Annotated in this window: 19 protein-coding genes; 15 read left to right on the forward strand and 4 right to left on the reverse strand. The window is 68.1% G+C overall.

Annotation, left to right across the window (positions count from 1 at the left end):
• Nucleotide 1 precedes the first annotated feature (1 nt).
• On the reverse strand, nucleotides 2-1,681 hold the full coding sequence (gene ettA, locus R2910_10570; GenBank protein MEZ4413415.1) for an energy-dependent translational throttle protein EttA: 1,680 nt from the start codon (nucleotides 1,679-1,681) through the stop codon (nucleotides 2-4).
• A 108-nt stretch (nucleotides 1,682-1,789) separates the two neighbouring features.
• Complete coding sequence (locus R2910_10575) at nucleotides 1,790-2,182, reverse strand: SWIB/MDM2 domain-containing protein (GenBank protein ID MEZ4413416.1); 393 nt, start codon at nucleotides 2,180-2,182, stop codon at nucleotides 1,790-1,792.
• A 214-nt stretch (nucleotides 2,183-2,396) separates the two neighbouring features.
• Between R2910_10575 and R2910_10580 the strand changes: the two genes are divergently transcribed.
• The 5 genes from R2910_10580 to R2910_10600 are packed head-to-tail and all read left to right on the forward strand — an operon-like array spanning nucleotide 2,397 to nucleotide 5,786.
• On the forward strand, nucleotides 2,397-2,621 hold the full coding sequence (locus R2910_10580) for a hypothetical protein (GenBank protein ID MEZ4413417.1): 225 nt from the start codon (nucleotides 2,397-2,399) through the stop codon (nucleotides 2,619-2,621).
• 9 nt (nucleotides 2,622-2,630) lie between these two features.
• Nucleotides 2,631-2,954, forward strand: coding sequence for a redoxin domain-containing protein (locus tag R2910_10585; protein ID MEZ4413418.1), 324 nt, complete (start codon nucleotides 2,631-2,633; stop codon nucleotides 2,952-2,954).
• 41 nt (nucleotides 2,955-2,995) lie between these two features.
• Nucleotides 2,996-4,105 carry a Re/Si-specific NAD(P)(+) transhydrogenase subunit alpha gene (locus R2910_10590; protein ID MEZ4413419.1) on the forward strand — a complete coding sequence of 370 codons (1,110 nt, stop codon included), beginning with the start codon at nucleotides 2,996-2,998 and terminating at the stop codon, nucleotides 4,103-4,105.
• Nucleotides 4,106-4,107: 2 nt separating this feature from the next.
• The gene (locus R2910_10595) at nucleotides 4,108-4,398 is read left to right on the forward strand and encodes an NAD(P) transhydrogenase subunit alpha (protein ID MEZ4413420.1); all 291 of its coding nucleotides are present in this window, start codon (nucleotides 4,108-4,110) and stop codon (nucleotides 4,396-4,398) included.
• Nucleotides 4,398-5,786, forward strand: a complete 1,389-nt coding sequence (locus R2910_10600) for an NAD(P)(+) transhydrogenase (Re/Si-specific) subunit beta (protein ID MEZ4413421.1) — start codon at nucleotides 4,398-4,400, stop codon at nucleotides 5,784-5,786. Before R2910_10595 ends, R2910_10600 begins: the two co-directional genes overlap by 1 nt.
• Here R2910_10600 and R2910_10605 read toward each other — a convergent pair.
• Nucleotides 5,773-6,384, reverse strand: coding sequence for a flavin reductase family protein (locus tag R2910_10605; GenBank protein MEZ4413422.1), 612 nt, complete (start codon nucleotides 6,382-6,384; stop codon nucleotides 5,773-5,775). The two genes, R2910_10600 and R2910_10605, sit on opposite strands and share 14 nt — an antisense overlap.
• Nucleotides 6,385-6,761: 377 nt before the next feature.
• Here R2910_10605 and R2910_10610 point away from each other — a divergent pair, with 377 nt between their 5' ends.
• On the forward strand, nucleotides 6,762-7,655 hold the full coding sequence (locus R2910_10610; protein MEZ4413423.1) for a sigma-70 family RNA polymerase sigma factor: 894 nt from the start codon (nucleotides 6,762-6,764) through the stop codon (nucleotides 7,653-7,655).
• 81 nt (nucleotides 7,656-7,736) lie between these two features.
• On the opposite strand, the gene acnA is transcribed toward R2910_10610, so the two are convergent.
• Nucleotides 7,737-10,511, reverse strand: a complete 2,775-nt coding sequence (acnA, locus tag R2910_10615; GenBank protein MEZ4413424.1) for an aconitate hydratase AcnA — start codon at nucleotides 10,509-10,511, stop codon at nucleotides 7,737-7,739.
• 44 nt (nucleotides 10,512-10,555) lie between these two features.
• Here acnA and R2910_10620 point away from each other — a divergent pair, with 44 nt between their 5' ends.
• The 9 genes from R2910_10620 (at nucleotide 10,556) to R2910_10660 (ending at nucleotide 20,490) form a co-directional block, all read left to right on the forward strand.
• Entirely contained in the window at nucleotides 10,556-10,879 is a 324-nt protein-coding gene (locus tag R2910_10620) for a DUF971 domain-containing protein (GenBank protein MEZ4413425.1), read from the forward strand.
• A 103-nt stretch (nucleotides 10,880-10,982) separates the two neighbouring features.
• Nucleotides 10,983-11,288 carry a hypothetical protein gene (locus R2910_10625; protein ID MEZ4413426.1) on the forward strand — a complete coding sequence of 102 codons (306 nt, stop codon included), beginning with the start codon at nucleotides 10,983-10,985 and terminating at the stop codon, nucleotides 11,286-11,288.
• Nucleotides 11,289-11,349: 61 nt separating this feature from the next.
• Nucleotides 11,350-13,806 (forward strand): PIG-L family deacetylase, encoded by a 2,457-nt coding sequence (locus R2910_10630; GenBank protein MEZ4413427.1) that lies wholly within the window; start codon nucleotides 11,350-11,352, stop codon nucleotides 13,804-13,806.
• Nucleotides 13,803-14,837: an extracellular solute-binding protein gene (locus tag R2910_10635; protein MEZ4413428.1), complete on the forward strand. Its 1,035-nt coding sequence runs from the start codon at nucleotides 13,803-13,805 to the stop codon at nucleotides 14,835-14,837. Before R2910_10630 ends, R2910_10635 begins: the two co-directional genes overlap by 4 nt.
• Nucleotides 14,838-14,860: 23 nt before the next feature.
• On the forward strand, nucleotides 14,861-15,910 hold the full coding sequence (locus R2910_10640) for an ABC transporter ATP-binding protein (protein ID MEZ4413429.1): 1,050 nt from the start codon (nucleotides 14,861-14,863) through the stop codon (nucleotides 15,908-15,910).
• Complete coding sequence (locus R2910_10645; GenBank protein MEZ4413430.1) at nucleotides 15,907-17,565, forward strand: iron ABC transporter permease; 1,659 nt, start codon at nucleotides 15,907-15,909, stop codon at nucleotides 17,563-17,565. The genes R2910_10640 and R2910_10645 overlap by 4 nt, the downstream gene beginning before the upstream one ends.
• Nucleotides 17,562-18,104, forward strand: a complete 543-nt coding sequence (locus R2910_10650) for an MFS transporter (protein MEZ4413431.1) — start codon at nucleotides 17,562-17,564, stop codon at nucleotides 18,102-18,104. Before R2910_10645 ends, R2910_10650 begins: the two co-directional genes overlap by 4 nt.
• Nucleotides 18,101-18,775 (forward strand): MFS transporter, encoded by a 675-nt coding sequence (locus R2910_10655; protein MEZ4413432.1) that lies wholly within the window; start codon nucleotides 18,101-18,103, stop codon nucleotides 18,773-18,775. Before R2910_10650 ends, R2910_10655 begins: the two co-directional genes overlap by 4 nt.
• Complete coding sequence (locus tag R2910_10660; protein ID MEZ4413433.1) at nucleotides 18,775-20,490, forward strand: M3 family oligoendopeptidase; 1,716 nt, start codon at nucleotides 18,775-18,777, stop codon at nucleotides 20,488-20,490. The genes R2910_10655 and R2910_10660 overlap by 1 nt, the downstream gene beginning before the upstream one ends.
• Nucleotides 20,491-20,508 lie beyond the last annotated feature (18 nt).

The raw sequence follows: 20,508 nt of genomic DNA on the forward strand, positions 1-20,508 counted from the left end.
GTCAGTGGACGAGCTTCTTGTACTTGATGCGGTGCGGCTGGTCGGCCGACGTGCCCTTCCGGCGGTGAAAGTCCGCGGAGTACTCCTGGTAGTTCCCCTCGAACCAGGCCACCTGGCTGTCGCCCTCGAACGCGAGGATGTGCGTGGCGATCCGGTCGAGGAACCACCGGTCGTGGCTGATGACCACGGCGCAGCCCGCGAACGCCACCAGGGCGTCTTCGAGCGCCCGGAGCGTGTCCACGTCGAGGTCGTTGGTCGGTTCGTCGAGCAGCAGCAGGTTGCCGCCGGTCTTGAGCAGCTTGGCGAGGTGCAGCCGGTTCCGCTCCCCGCCCGAGAGAATGCCCACCTTCTTCTGCTGGTCGGTGCCGCGGAAGTTGAAGCCGGCACAGTAGGCGCGCGCGTTCACCTCGCGGCCGCCGAAGTCGAGCACATCCGCGCCGTCGCTGATTTCCTCGTACACCGTCTTGGAGGCGTCGAGCGCCTCGCGGCTCTGGTCCACATAGGAGGCCTTCACCGTGGCCCCGACCGTCAGGGTGCCGGCGTCGGGTTGCTCCTGCTGGGCGATCATGCGGAAGAGGGTGGTCTTCCCGGCGCCGTTGGCGCCGATGACGCCCACGATCCCGCCGCGCGGCAGGGAGAAGTCGAGGTGCTCGAAGAGGAGCCGGTCGCCGTACCCCTTGGCGAGGCCCTTGGCGATGACCACTTCGTCGCCGAGTCGGGGCGGCCGCGGAATCAGGATTTCCGCCGTGCCTTCGCGCGCCCGATCCCCCTCGGCCAGCATCTCCTCGTAGCGGGTGACACGCGCCTTGTTCTTGGCCTGCCGGGCCCGCGGGGACATCTGCACCCATTCGAGTTCGCGCTGCAGGGTCCGCTGCCGGGCCGAGGCCTGCTTTTCCTCGTTCGCGAGCCGGGCCTGCTTCTGCTCCAGCCAGGAGGAGTAGTTCCCCTTCCACGGAATGCCCTGCCCGCGGTCCAGCTCGAGAATCCACCCCGCCACGTTGTCGAGGAAATAGCGGTCGTGCGTCACGGCCACGACGGTGCCGGGGAACTCCGCGAGATGCCGCTCCAGCCACGCGACGGACTCGGCGTCGAGGTGGTTGGTGGGCTCATCGAGGAGGAGCATGTCCGGCTGCTCGAGGAGGACGCGGCAGAGCGCCACCCGCCGCTTCTCCCCGCCGGAGAGGGTGGCCACCGACGCATCGCCGGGTGGCAGGCGCAGGGCGTCCATGGCGATGTCGATGGTGCGGTCGAGGTCCCAGAGATTGAGCGTCTCGATCCGCTCCTGGAGGTTGCCCTGGTGCTCGAGGAGCGCGGTCATTTCGTCGTCGCTCATGGGCTCCGCGAAGCGGGCGGAGACCGCCTCGAACTCCGTGAGCAGGGCGCGCTGCTCGCGCACCGCCTCCTCGACGTTGCCCCGGACATCCTTGTCCGGGTCGAGGACGGGCTCCTGCGGGAGAAAGCCGATCTTCGTCCCCTCGGCGGCGCGTGCCTCCCCGATGAAGTCCTGATCGACCCCCGCCATGATGCGGAGCAGGGAGCTCTTTCCGGCGCCGTTGGAGCCGAGGACGCCGATCTTGGCGCCGGGGAAGAACGAGAGGTAGATCCCCTTGAGGACTTCCCGCTTCGGCGGGACGACCTTGCCGAGGTTGACCATCGTGTAGATGTACTGTGGGTTTGCCATAGGGGCGGGAGTATAGCGTGCGCCCGCGGGTGCTGGAAGGGGGAGGAAACCGAAAGGGCACGCCAGCGGGCGTGCCCTTCGTCCGGTCCCTGCGGGGGATGTCGGGAACTACGAAAGGTGCTTGCTGACGAGCTTGGTCATCTCGAACATGTTGACCTTGCCGCGTCCACCGAAGACCGCCTTGAGGTTGGCATCGGCGTTGATGTCGCGCTTGTTCTTGGCGTCCTGGAGCTTGTTCTTCTTGATGTACGCCCACAGCCGCTTGGTGACTTCGGTGCGCGGATACGGGCCGGCGCCGATGACCGCCGCGAGGGCGGGGGAGATCTTCATCGGCTTCATGAACGCCGCCGACGGCTTACGCTTGGAGGCCGTCTTTTTCTTCTTGGGGGCCTTCTTCTTCGCGGCCTTCTTGACGGTCTTCTTCTTCGCGGTCTTCTTGACGGCCTTCTTCGCCGCCTTCTTCGCCGGCTTCTTCGCCGCCTTCTTCTTCTTGGCTGCCATCGCGACTCTCCGTTACAGAGGGGAAACTCCACGTGTGCCGCAGGGGACACCGTTGCACTGCGCCATCAATGTAGCAACTTTTCCCTCTGTCAACAATAGGAATCCGGCGATTTTCCCTCTAGAAACCGACTGGCCGGACCGGCGCCTGTCCCGGGATGTGCTCGAAACGGCGCCGGGTGATGTACATTTCGCCGACCTGCAAACGGAGTTTCCGATGCGTATCTCTCCCCGGGGAATCACGCTGGCGGCGGCGCTCGTCGCGGGTGCGGCGTGTACCGGTGCCTCGCAGGAACCGCTGGCCATCGGCGCCGTCGCCCCTGGTTTTTCCTTGACGGGCGCCACGCGCGAGGGGGTGCTCGCCTCCCCGGTGCGGCTCGAGGATCTGCGGGACAAGACGGTGGTCATCGCCTTCTTCTACCAGGCAAAGACCAAGGGCTGAACCATCCAGATGAACGCGTACCGTGATCAGTACGCGACGCTTTTCAACAACGGACAGGACGTCGTCCTGCTGGCCATCAGCACCGATTCCCCCGAGGTCCTGGCCTCCTGGGCGAAGGAGGCGGACTATCCGTTCGTCTTCCTCAGCGACCCCGGCGGCGCGGTGGGCAAGGCGTACGGCGCCCACAGCATCACGGGCCTCAACAACCGGAACCTCTTCGTCGTGGCCCCTGGCGGGAGGGTCGGGTACCGGGCGGTGCCGTTTCGCGAAACGGATCCCACGGCCTACACCGCGCTCGGCGCGGCGGTCGATTCCCTCACCGCGGCCCCCTGACGGTTAGATTCCCCGCCACCATCCACCCTGGAAGAGACGACATGCGCATTGGAGTCCCTGCGGAAACTCGCCCCCACGAACGGCGCGTGGCGCTGGTGCCCGACGGCGTGGCCAAGCTGAAGAAGGCTGGCTGTGACGTCCTGGTGCAGCGCGGCGCCGGTGCCGCCGCCTACGTGCCCGATGCGGACTACGAGGCGGCGGGCGCCACGCTCGTCGACACGGCCGCGGACGCGCTCGGCGCGGACCTCGTCCTCAAGGTGCAGCGCCCGACGACCGAAGAGGCGGGTCTGCTGCGCGAGGGCGCCGCGCTGGTCAGCTTCCTTGCCCCGGCGGCCTCGGGCGAGCTCATCGCGGCACTCGCCGCGCGGAAGGTGACCGCGTTCGCCATGGAGCTGGTGCCCCGCACCACCAAGGCGCAGTCGATGGATGCGCTCTCCTCGCAGGCCACGATCGCCGGGTACAAGGCCGTGCTGATCGGCGCCGACGCCATGGGCCGGATCCTCCCGATGCTGACCACCGCCGCCGGGACGCTTGCCCCGGCCAAGGTGTTCGTGGTCGGCGCCGGCGTGGCCGGCCTCCAGGCGATCGCCACGGCGCGGCGGCTCGGCGGCATCGTGTCCTCGTTCGACGTGCGCTCGGTGGTTCGTGAACAGGTCCAGAGCCTCGGCGCCACCTTTGTCGAGGTGGCCGCCGTCGAGGGTGAAGGCCAGGGCGGCTACGCGAAAGAACTGGCCGAGGAGCAGCAGGCCCGGGTCGTCGCCGGCATCGGCGAGCACGCCAAGGGCCAGGACCTGATCATCACCACGGCTCAGATTCCTGGCCGACCGGCGCCCCGGCTCATCACGGCGGAGGCGGTGCGCGCCATGAAGCCTGGCTCGGTCATCGTGGACCTGGCCGGGGAGTCGGGCGGGAATTGCGAGCTGACGAAGTTCGGCGAGACGGTGTCAGTGAACGGCGTCACCATCCTCTCGCCCGTCAACCTGCCCGCCGGCGTGCCCCTCCACGCCAGCCAGATGTATGGTCGCAACGTCCTCACCTTCGTGACGTACCTCCTCAAGGATGCGGCCCTCCAGGTAGACCTCTCCGATCCGATCACCGGCCCGATGTGCGTCACGCACGCGGGTGAACTCCGCACCGGCAAGGCGGCCTGATCATGGAAGCCCTCGTCTTGAGCATCACCCTCTTCGTGCTCGCCACCTTTCTCGGTGTCGAACTCATCAACCGCGTTCCCACGACGCTCCACACGCCGCTGATGTCCGGCGCAAACGCCATCAGCGGCATCACCATCGTCGGCGCCCTGGTGGTGGCAGGCGGCGGGTACGGGTGGATCTCGTGGGTGTTCGGGGTCAGCGCAGTGGTCTTCGCCATGATGAACGTGGTGGGCGGCTACGCGGTGACGGACCGGATGCTGGAGATGTTCACCAAGAAGCCGGAGGCCAAGTAATGCCCGCCGCGCTCGAACAAATCCTCTACCTGATCGCCGCCGTTCTCTTCGTGCTGGGCCTGAAGCGCCTCGGCAGTCCGGTGACGGCCCGGCATGGCAACCGGATGTCCGGCGTCGGCATGCTCATCGCCATCGCCGTGACGCTCTTCGACCACGGCATCCTCACCTACCAGGAGATCCTGGTCGGGATGTTCATCGGCTCCGCCGTCGGGTTCTGGGTGGCGCGGGCGGTGAAGATGACGTCCATGCCGCAGATGGTGGCGCTCCTCAACGGCTTCGGCGGCGGCGCCTCGCTCCTCGTGGGCGGCGCGGAGTTCCTGAAGGCGGAGCTGGCGGGCGTCACCCCCTCGATCGACATCGGGATCACGACCCAGCTCAGCCTCCTGATCGGCTCGGTCACCCTGTCGGGCAGCCTCATTGCCTGGGCCAAGCTGCAGGAGGTGATGACCGGCAAGCCGATCACCTTCCCGCTCCAGAAAGTGGTCAACGGGGCGCTGTTCGCCGCCATCATCGGGCTCGCGGCGTACCAGCTCATCGTGCCGGAGCAGGTGCTCTGGCCCTTCTACGGCGTCATCGCGCTGGCGCTGGTACTCGGCGTCCTGCTGGTGATCCCCATCGGCGGCGCCGACATGCCGGTGGTCATCTCGCTGCTGAATTCGTACTCCGGCATCGCCGCGGCCATGACCGGGTTCGTCATTCACAACAACCTGCTCATCATCGCGGGCGCGCTGGTCGGTTCCTCGGGTATCATCCTGAGCCAGATCATGTGCAAGGCGATGAACCGCTCGCTCACCAACGTCCTCTTTGGCGCCTTCGGCGGCGATGCGTCCGGCGGCGGCAAGAGCTCCGAGGGGCTCACGGTCCGCCAGGTCACCGTCGAGGACGCGGCGGTGCAGCTCGGCTACGCGCAGTTCGTGATCGTGGTGCCGGGGTACGGGCTGGCGGTGGCGCAGGCGCAGCACGCGGTGCGTGAACTGGCCGACCTGATCGAGCGGCGGGGCGGGGAGGTCAAGTACGCGATCCACCCCGTGGCGGGGCGGATGCCGGGGCACATGAACGTCCTCCTGGCGGAGGCGAATGTCCCCTACGAGAAGCTCTGCGAAATGGACCAGATCAACGACGACTTCCAGCGGGCCGACGTGGCGCTGGTCATCGGTGCCAACGACGTGGTCAACCCGGCGGCGCGGTCCGATCCGTCGAGTCCCATCTACGGGATGCCGATCCTCAACGCCGACCAGGCGAAGAGCATCATCGTCATGAAGCGGGGAATGAGCGCGGGCTTTGCCGGTATCGAGAACGAGCTCTTCTACAACCCGAAGACGGCCATGCTCTTCGGCGACGCCAAGAAGTCGCTGACCAGCCTGGTGACGGAGATCAAGTCGCTGTAGGCCCGCCCCAGCGCCGCACGTCGTTCACCGCCGCGAGGTCCCGGATCCGATCCTGGGCCTCGCGGTAGTTTTTGAGGAACTCGTCCCGCCACGCTGCCGGCAGGTTTGCCCGGAAGTAGTCCGCCGTCAGGAGGGTCCCGGTGGCACCGGCATGAGTGGCCACGACCTCGCCCAGGAAGAGGGTGGACGGGCCCGCATCCATGGTGTTGATGACCCGGCACTCGAAGGCGGCGTGGCACTCCTCGAGCACGGGGACCCCGCTCGCGCCGATCCGGTGGGGTACCGTGGCCAGTTTGTCCTTTTCCTCCCGGCCGCTCTGGAAGCCAAGGTGGTGGACCAGGTCGAACTGGTCCTGGGTGAGCAGGTGGGCCCCGAAGCGGCCGCTGCCCCAGACCAGCTCATGGCTCAGGTGCCACTTGTGGATGTAGACCGACAGGCGGGGGTGCTCCGGGGAAATGCTCGCCCGGATGGCACTGTCGAGGATCATGCCGTTGGTCCGGCCTCCGTGGGCCGAGGTCACGGCGACGAGTGGGGAGGCCAGCCGGCGGAGGAGTTCGTACGAGTCGTTGGTCAGCATCCCGTAATGTAGGAGGTGCAACTTCAACGCGTTAGGGCGTCAGTGCATCAGGTGGTCGGCGGGAAGGTGGGAAGGTGGGAGGTTCAGAGAGTGGGAACAATTCGGGTCTTGGAAAGGTCTATAAAGGGTGCGGTGGATTGGGGAATCGAGCAACTGCCAAGTGCTTGTGGTGTGCGACGTTGCCAATCTGGCAGGCATCTGGAGGGTACCTGATGGGGGAGGGAGGGGGCGTTTTGCCCTTGACTTGTGGCACGATTCTGCAACCCGTTCGGGGCGCTGGGGTTAGCTAACCTGTTGATTTTTAGCGCCTTAGCTGTTATGTTTCGCGACTGTATTTGGACGGCCACGTTGGCCGTTGATGCCCATAGAGTGCTGGGGATTCCTCCGAAGGAGGTTCGGTGACTGTCAAGCCGCGCGCCAAGCGCCGTGCTGTTCGGCCGGCTCAGATTGCCAAGGCCGTTGATGAGGGACGTGAGTCGCTCGACCTGTACCTCGATGAGATCAGCCGGGTCCCGCTGCTGACCCGTGAGCAGGAAATGGAGCTCGCCCGCAAGGCCTTTCGGGGCAACGTGGCGGCACAGGAGAAGCTGGCGCGCCACAACGTTCGGTTTGTGGTCTCGGTCGCCAAGAAGTTCCAGAACCGCGGGGTGCCGCTGGTCGACCTGATCGGCGAGGGCAACCTCGGCCTCATGACGGCCGCCCGCAAGTTCGATCCGGATCGCGGCGTCAAGTTCATCTCGTACGCGGTGTGGTGGATCCGTCAGGCCGTCCAGGCGGCCATCGCCCGGCACGGCCGGCCGGTCCGGGTGCCGCTCAACCGTACCGCCGACCTCAGCCGCCTCGGCCGCACCACCACGCTCCTCAAGGAGCGGCTCGGCCGGATGCCGACCACCGAGGAGCTGGCCCGCGCCACCGGCCTCACGCCGGAAGCGGTCCGCAGCCTCAGCGCCCTCAACACCGAGGCGGTGCGACTCGACCACCCCACCCGCGATGGCGACGGCAACGAGCGGATGGAACGGTTTGCCATGGCGGAACAGGAAGGCACCGATTCCGCCACGATGACCAACAGCCAGACCAGCGACATCGAATCGGCGCTGGCCGTGCTGCCGCCCCGGGACGCCAAGGTCCTCCGCCTCTATTTCGGCCTGGACGACGGCAACAGCCGGACGCTCGAGGAAATCGGCCGGATGATGGGTGTCACCCGCGAGCGGATTCGTCAGCTCCGGGACCGCGCGCTGCTCAAGCTGCGCGAGGGCGAAACCGGCGAGCGGCTGCGGGATCTGGTGGCGTAGACTCGGCCGATCCACGGCAAACAAAGCGACCCCCCGGATTTCCGGGGGGTCGCCTTGCATTCAGCCCCACTGCCCCGCCTGCTACGCCTCCGCGGCGAACTTCCGCAGCACCCGCTGCAGGATGCCCCCGTGCCGGTAGTAGTCGACTTCGACGTCGCTGTTGAGCCGGACCACCGCCTTGAACGTCACGGTCGAGCCGTCCTCCCGCTTCGCCACGACATCCACCGTGCCGCCGGGGGTCAGTCCCTTGGCGATGCCGGTAATGGTGAAGGTCTCGCGGCCGGTGAGCTTGAGCGTGTCGCGGGTCTCCCCCGGCTGGTAGGTCAACGGCAGCACCCCCATGCCCACGAGATTGCTCCGGTGGATCCGCTCGTAGCTCTCGGCGATGACCGCCTTCACCCCGAGCAGCAGCGTCCCCTTCGCGGCCCAGTCCCGGCTGGACCCGGTGCCGTATTCCTTGCCGCTCAGCACGACCAGCGGCGTGTCGTCGGCGATGTACCGCATGGCGGCGTCGTAGATCGAGGTGACCTCGCCGCTCGGGAAGTGCACCGTCCAGTTCCCTTCCTTCTCGGGCACCAGTGCGTTCTTGATGCGGACGTTGCCGAAGGTGCCGCGCATCATCACTTCGTGGTTGCCGCGCCGGGCTCCAAAGGTGTTCCAGTCGGGCTGCTCCACCCCGTGCTCCCGGAGGTACCTGGCGGCCGGACCATTCTTGGGGATGGCGCCGGCGGGGGAGATGTGATCGGTGGTGACCGAGTCGCCGAGGACGGCCAGGGCCCGGGCGCCCTGAATGTCCTGCAGCTCCGCTGGTTCTGCGGGCAGCTGCTGGAAGAAGGGCGGAAGCTGCACGTAGGTGCTCTCAGTGTCCCAGGCGTAGCGGCTCCCCGTCGGCACTTCCAGATCCTTCCACTCCTGGTCTCCCTCGAACACCTTGGCGTACTCGTGCTTGAACAAATCGGGGGTGAGTGCGGTGGAAATCGCCTCGGCGATCTCGGCCGAAGTGGGCCAGATATCCCGGAGGAAGACTGGTTCGCCCGCGTCGGAGATCCCCAGGGGTTCGCTGGTCAGGTCGACGTCCACGCGGCCGATCAGGGCAAACGCCACCACCAGCATCGGGGAGGCCAGGTAGTTGGCGCGCACCAGCGGGTGGACGCGGGCCTCGAAGTTCCGGTTGCCGGACAGGACTGCCGCGACCACCAGCGAGTGCTCCTCGATGGCACGGGCCACCGGTTCCGCCAGTGGACCGCTGTTGCCGATGCAGGTGGTGCAGCCGTAGCCCACGGTCTGGAAGCCGAGCTGGTCGAGGAAGGGCGCCAGGCCGGCATCGCGCAGGTAGTCGGTGACGACCCGTGAGCCGGGGGCGAGGCTGGTCTTGACCCAGGGGCGGCTCCGGAGCCCCAACGCCACGGCCTTCTTGGCGACCAGACCGGCGCCGATCATGACGGATGGGTTCGACGTGTTGGTGCAGGAGGTGATGGCGGCAATGACCACGGCGCCATCGCGTAACTCGTGTTCCTCTCCATCGATATGGCACCGGACACTCGGCGCGGCCACGGCCTGGGTCTGACTGCCCCCTTCGGCGGCCCAGCGACCCGCCTCAGTGGCCGCCAACTCTCGGCGCGGTGCCGGCACGGTCGGCTGCATCAGCAGTGGCAGGCTGACGGCAAAGCTCTTCCGGAGGGTGCGGAGCGGCACCATGTCCTGCGGACGCTTCGGTCCGGCCAGGCTCGGCTCGATCGTCGAGAGGTCGAGTTCGATGGTGCTGGTGAACTCCGGATCCGGGGTGGCGTCGGTTCGGAAGAGCCCCTGCTCCTTGGTGTACCGCTCCACGAGGTCGACTGACGCCTTGCTGCGGCCGGTGCGCTGCAGGTAGCGGAGCGTCTCGTCGTCGATGGGAAAGAAGCCGACCGTGGCGCCGTACTCGGGCGACATGTTGGCGAGGGTGGCGCGATCGGCCAGCCCGAGTCCGGAGAGCCCGGGTCCGTAGTATTCGACAAACTTGTCCACCACGCCCTTGGCGCGGAGCATCTGGGTCACGCGGAGCACAAGGTCGGTCGCGGTGGTCCCGGCGGGGAGGGAGCCGGTGAGCTTCATGCCGACGACATCCGGCACCAGCATGAAGTACGGCTGGCCCAGCATGACCGCTTCCGCCTCGATGCCGCCAACACCCCAGCCGACGACGCCGAGCCCGTTGATCATCGTGGTGTGGGAGTCGGTGCCGACGAGGGTGTCGGGGTAGGCCGTCAGCAGGCCGTGCTGTTCCCGCAGCTGGATGGCCGGGGAGAGGTGCTCGAGGTTGACCTGGTGGACGATGCCCATGCCCGGCGGCACCACGCGGAAATTGCGGAAGGCGCGCTGGGCAAACTTGAGCAGCTGATAGCGCTCGGTGTTCCGGCCGAATTCCATGGCAACGTTCAGCCGGAAGGCGTCCGGGGTGCCGTAGTGATCGACCTGGACCGAGTGGTCGATGACGAGGTCACATGGCACGACCGGGTTGATGCGATCGGGATCGCCACCCATTTCCGCCATGGCGTCGCGCATCGCGGCGAGGTCCACGACACACGGCACGCCGGTAAAGTCCTGGAGGACCACCCGGGCCGGCATGAAGGGAAATTCCGGGCGATCGGCCTGTGAGGCCTTCCAGCCGGCGAGCAGCTTGACGTGCTCCTCGGTGGCGACGCCCTGGCCGCACCACCGGAGTGCGTTCTCCAGGAGGACGCGCACGGAGAACGGGAGGCGGTCGAGGTCGCCGACCCCTTGCCGTGCAAGCTCGGGGAGGCGATAGATCGTAGTCGGCTGAGATTGGCCCGCCAGGGTGCCGCGGGCGCCGAAGGGATTGGTCTTGGGAGTGGTCATGAGTGTGTCCGGACGTTGCAGTTCATCGAGCGAGCGAAGTGACCATGAATAATATCACCCCCTCCGGGCCGGAGACGAAACGCGCTCCCCATGCGATCACCCGGCGGGACGACGGGCTCTGGTTCGAGTGGGTCAGCGGCGAACGGGAGCGCAGGGTCCCGGCCCGCGCCCTCCGGCTCTCCTGCCCCTGCGCGATGTGTGTCGAGGAGATGTCTGGTCGACCCCTCCTCGATCCGGCCACGGTGCCGGCCGATGTCACCCCGACGGCAATTCACCTCGTCGGGGCCTACGGGCTTCGGGTCACCTGGAGCGACGGCCATTCGACCGGGATCTTCCCCTGGCATCGGCTCGAGGCGCTCTGCGAATGAGGCCGGTCCGGCCGGGTATGGCGTCAGACCTCCACGGGTGCTATTGTCGATTTTGATTGCCCTGGCTCCTCCCCCAGGAGACCTCACCACCGGGTGGATGTTCATGATCGCAGGCCGTCGCTACTGGATTCTCATCTGGTACGGATTCCTCCTCATCGGGGTGGCGGGTGCCTTGGCCTCGTTCTATTGGGGCCGGCGCAATCCCGGACGGAACGTGGACGAGATCCTCCGTGCGGTGGCGACCATCCTGCTCTCCGTCGGGATGCTGCTCCTGCTCTACGGGGTCGCGACACTCGCCGGCCGGATACTGCTCGGGGTGGCGGTGGCGCTCTTCTTCGGGGCGTTCTGGGTGGGGCGGGCGCCACGGCGGCGGGCCCCGCCTGGTTCGGGGCACCCGCGAGGCTTCTGAGCTCGCTCACACCCCGGCCCGGCCGGGGTTATTCTTTTTGGTCACTTCCCCTCGGGAATCCATGCGAATGCGACTTGTCGTGACGGCGTGCCTGGCCGCCCTCGTCTTCGGCGTTGTTCCAGCTCAGGCCCAAGTCGGTCCCGCCTCCACGGGCGGCGCCGTCGCGGCGGAGCACGCCCGACGGATGCTGGGCCACAACAAGCGCGTGCTGGTCATCGGGGCGCACCCCGACGACGAGGATACCGACCTCATCACCGTCCTGGTGCGCGGCGAGGGGGCGGTGACGGCCTACCTCTCACTCAACCGCGGTGAGGGGGGACAGAATCTCATCGGTCCCGAGCTCGGCGAGGCCCTGGGTCTGCTGAGGACCGAGGAACTGCTCAGCGCCCGCTCCCTAGACGGTGGACGCCAGTACTTCACGCGGGCCTACGATTTCGGGTACTCCAAGAACCTCGAAGACACCTGGGCCCACTGGCCCCGGGACTCCATCCTGAAGGATGTGGTCCGGGTCATCCGCCAGTTCCAGCCCCAGATCATCGTGTCGGTCTTCAGCGGCACACCGGAGGACGGCCACGGCCAGCACCAGGCGGCGGGATGGGCGGCGCACACGGCATTCGACGCCGCCGCCGACCCGAGTCGCTTTCCGGAACTGGCGACGGAGGAAGGGCTCCAGCCCTGGCGGGTGGAAAAGCTTTTTCGTGCGACCCGGTTCACGCCGGCCCCCGTGATGGACACCATCCAGACCGGCGGGCTCGACCCGGCCGTCGGTCAGTCCTATCACCAGATCGCCATGGCCAGCCGCAGCCGGCACCGCTCCCAGGACATGGGCACGCTCCAGCTCCCGGGCCCGGCCTCGACGCGGGTCGCGCTTGTCACCGACCGGACCGGCCGCGGCAGCGCCTTCTGGGCCGGAATCGACACCACCCTCGCAACCTCCGCAGTCGCCGCTCAGACGGCGGCGTCACATGACCAGCGTGCCTTTGGGGCCGTCGCCCGTGCCAACGAGAAGGGCATCATCCTGGATGCCGTCGCGAACTCCGCCGATCTCATTCCTGGCCAGCTGGTGGAAGTCACGCTCTACCTCTGGAATGCCGGCCGTGACCCGCTCCGCGCGACGCTGGATGTCGCCGGGGACGGCGTGCGCCGGGCCGCGAGCCCCGTGACGGTGCTTCCCGGGGCCATGGCGACGGTGGTGGACACGGTCCGGCTGCCGGCCTCGGCCACGACCGAGCCGTACTTCCTTCGGCTGCCACGCAGCGGCGCGATGTATCAGTGGGGGAACTCCCCCGATCGCGGCGCTCCCGCGTCACCACCGCTGCTGACCGCCGTGGCGGTGCTCGCAGGAGGCGATTCGCTGACGCGGGAGGTGACGTACCGATGGGCCGACCCGGCGTATGGCGAGCGGCGGCAGCGGCTGCTGGTGGTGCCGCGCGTGGGGGTCCGGCTGGACCGCGCCGTCGTCGTGTGGCCGCTCGCGTCGCGCGATGCCCGGAGGGTCACGGTGACCCTCACCCATTCCACGTCGGACACCACCGCTGGAGAGGTGCGGTTGGAGGTCCCCGCCGGCTGGGTTGCACCGGCGCCTCAGTCCTTCCGGCTGACGCGCAAGGGGGAGGAGGCGTCGTTCAGCTTCGCGCTGGTGCCGCCGCCGTCGCCGAGGACGGGCTCGTTCGAGATCCGGGCCATTGCGGTGTCGTCCTCCGGCGAGCGCTACACCGAGTCGAGCGAGATCATTTCCTATCCGCATATCGCGCGGCGGGGGATGAGCCGTCCGGCGGTCGGCACGGTCCAGGTCATGGACATCGCGGTGCCTCCGCTGCACGCCGTCGGCTATGTGCGCGGGGCAGCGGACGGGGTTCCCGAGGCGCTTGTGGGCCTCGGAGTGCCCGTGGTCGAATTGACGCCCGACTCGCTGGCGCGGGGTGACCTCTCGAAATTCGATGCGGTGGTGATCGGCAGCCGGGCGTACGAGACGGTGCCGGCGGTCAAGGAGTTCAACGCCCGCCTGCTGGCGTATGCGCGGGCCGGCGGCCTCCTCCTGGTGCAGTATCAGCAGTACGAGTTCTTTGGCGGAAGCTATGCGCCGTTCCCGATGACCGTCGGCGGGTCGTCGCTGGCGTCGATGCTGGCGGGAAAAGCGCCGAAGCGGAAGCCGGGGGACCGCCCCGACTCGCACGACCGGGTCACCGACGAATTCGCGCCGGTGCGCATAGTCGACCCGTCGAGCCCGGTGGTGCGCACGCCGAACGCCATCGGCCCGGCGGACTGGGATGACTGGGTGCAGGAGCGCGGATTGTACTTCGCGCGGGACTGGGCGCCGGAGTATCGGCCGGTGTTCTCCATGCACGATCCGGGGGATCCACCGCTCGAGGGGGGACTCCTCGTCGCGCCGGTCGGGAAGGGCACCTACGTGTATACCGGGATTGCTTTCTTCCGGGAGCTCCCGGCTGGTGTGCCCGGCGCCTACCGACTCTTCATGAACCTCTTGGCGCTGCGGCCGGCCGGGGCGCAGCCGTGACCGGTCGCGCGTGGATGATCGCGGCGGCCATCGGCGTCCTGGCGTGCGGCCGTGACACGCGCACGCCAGTCGTGGTCTACTCGCCGCACGGGCGGGACCAGCTGAAGCTCCTCGAAACCGCATTCGAGCGATGGCGGCCCGACATCGACATCAAGTGGCTCGACATGGGGAGCCAGGAAATCCTGGACCGGCTGCGGTTCGAGAAGGTCAATCCGCAGGCCGACGTCTGGTTCGGCGGTCCGACGACCATCTTCGACCGGGGGGTGAGCGACTCGCTCCTCGCGCCGTATCGCCCGGTGTGGGCCGGCTCCGTCGGGCCGGAGGGGGTCGGCCCCGACTCATTGTACTGGCCGGTGTATCGCACGCCGGTCATCATCGCGTTCAACGACCAGGCAGTGCGCCCGCCGGAGGCCCCGCAGGACTGGAACGACATCCTCGATCCGAGGTGGCGCGACCTGGTGCTGATCCGTGACCCGATGGCCAGCGGCACGATGCGCGCCATCTGGGGGTACATCATCGAGCGCAGCCTCCGGGAGACGGGGGACACGACCGAAGGGATGGCGTGGCTGCGCGCGCTCGACCGCAACACCAAGACCTACGCCCTGAACCCGGCCATCCTCGACCAGAAGCTGGCGCGGCAGGAGGGTGTCGTCACCCTCTGGGACCTTCCCGACATCCTGATCAGTCGGGGGAAAGGGATGCCGTTCGGGTATCTCTTCCCACGGAGTGGCACCGTCGTGATCGACGATGCCATCGGCCTCGTGGCGGGCTCGAAACACGCCGAGGCGGCGCAGGCGTTCATCGACTACGTGGGCGAAACCGAGGCGCTGTTGTTGGCGGCGCGGCAGGTGTACCGCCTCCCCGCGCGACAGGACCTGCCGCTGGATTCGCTTCCCGACTGGGTGGCCGAGGTGGATCGGACGATGAAGGTGGTACCGATGGACTGGCCGCTCCTGGCGCAGCAGGGGGCGGCCTGGATGAGCTACTGGGATCAGCATGTGCGGGGCACGGGGAAAGACCTGACGGACTGACGATTCCGGGCAAAGGAGTAGGAGTGGGATTTCTGGAACTGGCTGGGCTCACGAAGGCCTTTGAGGGGCGCAACGCGGTGGATGGGCTCTCGCTCACGCTGGAGCGTGGCGAGGTGCTGGCGCTGTTGGGGCCGAGTGGGAGCGGGAAGACGACGACGCTGCGCCTGCTGGCCGGGTTCGAGGCGCCTGACGCCGGCCGAGTGGTGCTCGAGGGGCGTGACGTCACGGGGCTGACGCCGGTCGCGCGGCGGTTCGGGATGGTGTTCCAGCACTACGCGCTCTTCCCGCACCTCGATGTCGGCGCCAACGTGGCGTTTGGCCTGGAGAGTCGCGGGGTACGCGGCGCCGAACTCGCCCGCCGAGTCGAGGAGGCGCTGGCGCTGGTGGACATGGCCGGGTTCGAGCGGCGACCGGTGGCCAATCTCTCGGGCGGACAGCAGCAGCGGGTGGCGCTGGCGCGCGCCCTCGCTCCCGAGCCCAGCGTGCTGCTGCTCGACGAGCCGCTCTCGAACCTCGATCCTGCGCTTCGTGAGCGCACCAGGCGTGAACTCCGCACCCTGGTGCACCGGCTCGGCATCACCGCGGTCGTGGTCACGCACGAACAGGAGGACGCGTTCGATCTTGGCGACCGGATCGCGCTGCTCCGCAACGGCCACCTCGAGCAGATCGGCACCGCCGACGAACTGTATGCGCTGCCTGCCACGTCGTTTGTCGCGGCGTTCATCGGCCGGGCGAGCGAGGTGCCCGCGACGGTGGTTTCCGAGCGGGAGGCTCGGGTGGAGGACCGCACCTGGCCGGCCCGCTGGGCCGGGACCGGGAATGCCACGCCCGGCGCCGCGGCCCGGTTGCTGGCCCGCCCGGAGGGGATGCGGATTACCACGCCGGACGCCGGCCGGGTGACCGGTGTCGTCACGAACCGGCGCTTCACCGGCGCCGTCGCCTACTTCCTGGTCGAGACTTCCACGGGCCTGACGCTGGAAGTCGCGGGGGCGCCCGCCGCCGCCCGTGAGGGGGAGACCGTCGGCGTCGAGCCGACGGGGACCGGCCTCCACCTCTATCCGGCGGCGGGATGACCTCCACGCGTCGCGCAGGGTGGCTTGGCTGGCTGCTGGTGGCCGTGCTGGTCTGGCTGGTGGCCTATCCGCTCGCCCTGGTGCTCATCGAGGGTGTGCGCAACTCCACCGGGTGGACTCTCGACGAAATCCGGCGGTTTGCCGGGCGATCGACCGAGTGGCAGGCGCTCTGGGCCAGCCTCTGGCTCTCCCTGGCCAGCGTCGTGCTGGCGGGCGCCATCGGGGTGCCCCTCGCGTTTCTCTTTGAACGGGTGGACTTCCCCGGCCGCAAGCTGCTTGGGATGCTCGTCGCGCTGCCGGCCGTGCTTCCGCCGCTCGTCGGCGTCGTGGCGTTCCTGTTTCTCTACGGAGAAACAGGATTCATCGGGCGCTTCGTCCAGTACGTCTTTGCGCTTGAGAACCCGCCCTGGCGGCTCTCCGGGCCGGGCGCCATCCTGCTGGTGCACGCCTACTCGATGTATGTGTATTTCTATCTCTTTTGCCGCGCCGGGCTGTCGCGACTGGACGGCGCCATGCTGGAAGCGGCGTCTGCGCTGGGTGCGGGCCGCGGGCGGACGCTTTTCCGCGTGATCCTTCCCCACCTCCGGCCGGCGATCGCCGGCGCGGCGATCCTGACATTAATGACGTCGCTCGCTTCGTTCAGCGCCCCCTACATCTTCGGGGGCGGCTACCGGGTCATGACGACGCAGATTGTCTTCACCAGGCTGAACGGCGACGATCGCCTGGCGATGGTCGAGACTGCGGCGCTCATGCTGCTGGCCCTCGGCGCCCTGGCGCTCTTCCGGCGCGCCGACCCGGGAGGTTCGCTCGCCGGGGTGGGGAAGGGCACTGCCCCTTCGCTGGCCCGGGCCGGCAGCGCCCGTGCCCGCGCCGGCATCGCCGTGGCGGCGTGGGCGCTCGCCGTCCTCCTCCTGCTGCCACACCTGACGCTGTTGCTGGTGTCCTTTGTCCCCGTCGGCACCTGGACGACCGAGCCGTGGCCTCCGGCGTTCTCTCCCGGCAACTATGCGGCACTCTTCTCCGAACCGGAGCGGTTTCGCCCGCTCTTCAACAGTCTCTGGATGGCCACCGCGGCGACGTTGGCTGCCGTTGGGATTGCGCTCCTCTCGGGCTCCCTGGTGGTCCGCCGGAAGGTGTCCGCTGGTCGGCTCATCGAGGGGTTGCTCGGCATGCCCTGGGCGGTGCCGGGGACGGTCTTCGCGATCGCGCTGGCGGCGCTCTTCAGCATCCATTCGCCCCTGACGCTGCGCGCCGTGCTGGTGGGCACCGTCTGGATTCTGCCGCTCGCCTACCTGATCAGGAACCTGCCCATCGCCGGTCGAGCGGTGCTGGCAGGATTCCGGCAGTTGGACTCGTCGCTCGAGGAAGCGGCCGCCTCGCTTGGCGCCGGACGGATGCGTACCCTCCGCCGGGTCGTCCTGCCGGGCCTGGCTCCCGCGCTGGCGGCGGGCGCCACCCTAGCCTTTGTGACCTCGCTCGGCGACTTTGTGACCTCCATCATGCTTTACACCTACGACACCCGGCCGATTTCCCTCGAAATTCTCGGAAGCCTCCGACAGGGGGACCTGGGCGTCGCCGCGGCGTACGGTGTGCTGCTGATGATCGCGAGCGCCGTGGTGTTCGCGCTTGGGGCGCGAGGGGAGGCCAGGTCATGAGCGCGGTCCCCTCCCCACCGCTCGACCGGTCGGACCTGCGGAAGCTCCTCGTCCTGATCGCCGCGAGCGCGGTGGACATGATCGGCTTCGCGATCGTCCTGCCGCTGCTGCCGTTCTACGCGGAGAATCTCAATGCCAGCTACGCGACGATCGGCTGGATCATCGCGTCGTTCTCGATTGCCCAGCTGATTTCCGCGCCGCTCTGGGGCCGGGTCTCGGACCGCTACGGCCGGCGACCCGCGCTCCTCATCGGCCTGTCCGCCTCCGCCATTGCCTACGTGGCGTTTGGGCTCGCGAACACCGTGGCCTGGCTCTTTCTCTCCCGGATCATCCAGGGGGCGGGAGGCGGCACGACGGGCGTGGCACAGGCCTACGTGGCCGACTCGATTCCGGCGTCGGGGCGCGCCCGTGCGCTCGGCTGGCTGTCCGCCGCCACGTCGCTCGGGGTGATGATCGGTCCGGTCGTGGGCTCGCTGGCCGCGCACTGGGGTCGGGCTGCCCCGGATTCGTGGCCGCGGGGCTCTGTGTCGCGAACGTGATCTTTGCCTGGAAGTATCTGCCGGAGAGTCGTCGGCCCGGCGCCCACGCCCCGGCCCGGAAGCCGGTGTGGCACGCGGCGTGGCAGGTGTTCCGTCAGCCGGGCACCACGGTCGCCCGCCTGGTCTGGATCTACGCCGTCGGAATGCTCGGGTTCACTTGCCTGACCTCTGTCCTCCCGCTCTTCCTGGGGGCGGAGTTCGGCGTCACCGAGAAGACGATCGGGTACTTCTTCCTGTACGTCGGTGCGCTGTCCCTGATCATGCGTTCGATCTTCCTCGGCCCGATTGTCGACCGGATCGGGGAGGCGTGGGCCATGCGGCTGGGGGCCGCCTCGCTGATCATCGGGCTGTTGCTCTACCCGGCGGTCTCGAGCCTGATCGGGCTGGCCCTGATCATGCCCTTTGTGCCCATCGGAACCGCGCTATTATTTCCGTCAACCACGGCCCTCATGTCCCGGGCCGCCGAGAAATCTGAGCTTGGGACGGTCATGGGATCCGCACAGACCTTTGCCGGGATCGCGCGCGTGGTGGCGCCCATTCTGGCGACGCGAGCGTTCCAGGATTATGGTCACAACTGGCCCTTCTACATGGCAGCGGTCACGGTGGCCCTTGTCAGCATTTTGGCCTTCCGGCTTGGTCCGGTGGCCGAGCCCACTCCAGCAGGCGCCTGATGTCAGAGACTTCCGTTACCCTGCCCGTGCTCCCCGATTCGCCGGCGGCCTTCGCCGACGCCAGTTGGGCTGCCATCCTGCCCTGGTACGAGGCGCTGGCCACCGTCCCACTCGACGATGATTCCGTCGGCCCCTGGCTGGCGGCGTGGTCGCGACTGGAGGAGCTGGTCACCGAGGCGGCGGCCGAGGCGATGATCGCCTATACCGGCGACACCCGCGACGCCGCGAAGGAGGCCGCGCATCTTCGGTTTTCGGCGGAGATATTCCCGCAACTGGAAGAGCAGGGTGTCCGGCTGGCGCGACGGCTCCTCGACACCGGCTTCAACCGCCCCGACCTCGAGGTGGTCCTGAAGCGGTTCCGCGCCCAGATCGACATCTTTCGCGAGGACAACCTTCCACTCTTCAGCGAGCTGGAGGAGTTGTCCGCCAAGTACCAGCGCCTGACGGGCGGCATCACCGTGGAGTGGGAGGGCGAGACGCGGACACTGCCGCAGATCGGCCCGTTCCTGAAGAGCCCGGACCGGGCCATCCGGGAGCGTGCGTTCCGCACCATGGGCGCACCGTACATCGCGCTGCGCACGGAGCTGGCGGACCTCTTCACCGAGATGTACGAGCGCCGGCAACGGGTGGCCCGCAACTCGGGCTTTTCCGACTTCGAGGCCTACAGCTATGCCGCGAAGTGTCGCTTCGACTATACCCCGGACGACGTCACCCGCTTTCACGACGCCGTCGAGGCGGAGGTCGTGCCCGCAGTGGCGCGCATCCTCGCACGCCGGAAGGAGGCGCTCGGCCTCGATGTGCTCCGGCCCTGGGACCTGGATGTGGACCCGGCCGGGCGGCCGCCGCTCAGGCCGTTCAAGGACTCGGCCGAACTCGTCGAGAAGGCGTCGCGGGTCTTCCATGCCGTGGCCCCCGAACTCGGCGCCGAATTCGACCTCATGCGTGGCGAGCGGCTGCTGGATCTCGAGAGCCGCGCCGGCAAGGCCCCCGGCGGCTACTGCGAGACGCTGCACTTCCGGGGACGCCCCTTCATCCACATGAACGCGGTCGGCCTGCTCGACGACGTGAACACCCTCCTCCACGAGGCGGGTCACTCCTTCCATGCGTTCGCCTCGCATCGCCAGCCGCTGCTCTGGCAGCGCTATGTCGGGTCCGAATCCGCGGAATTGGCATCGATGTCGATGGAGCTGCTCGCCGCGCCCTACCTCGCGGAACCGGGAGGGATGGCCTCGCCCGACCAGCTGCGGCTGGCCCGCATCGAGCATCTGGAAGAGGTGCTGATGACCCTGGCGCACGTGGCGGCGGTGGATGCGTTTCAGCGCTGGATCTACACCAGCGGCCAGGGTGACAATGCCGCGGCGCGCGACGACGCGTGGCAGCGGCTCCGGGAGCGGTTCCAGACCGGCGTCGATTGGTCGGGGCTGGAGGATGAGCGCCTGGCGCGTTGGTATCGCCAACTGCACATCTTCCTCTACCCCTTCTACTACATCGAGTACGGGCTCGCCCAGCTCGGGGCGCTGCAGATCTGGCGCCGCAGCCGGACCGATCAGGCGGGGGCGGTCCGCGACTACCGGGAGGCGCTGGCGCTTGGCTGCACCGTCGGATTGCCGCAGATGTATGCCAGGGCGGGGGCCCGATTTGGGGCGGATCGGCAGCTGATCCGCGAACTGGTGACCCTGGTGGAGGAAGAACTGGCGGTCCTCCGGGAGTCGTGAGGGCTGTTGCTTAATGGC

It is taken from the genome of Gemmatimonadales bacterium (assembly GCA_041390145.1).
In the GTDB taxonomy this organism is placed as follows: Bacteria; Gemmatimonadota; Gemmatimonadetes; order Gemmatimonadales; family GWC2-71-9; genus SPDF01.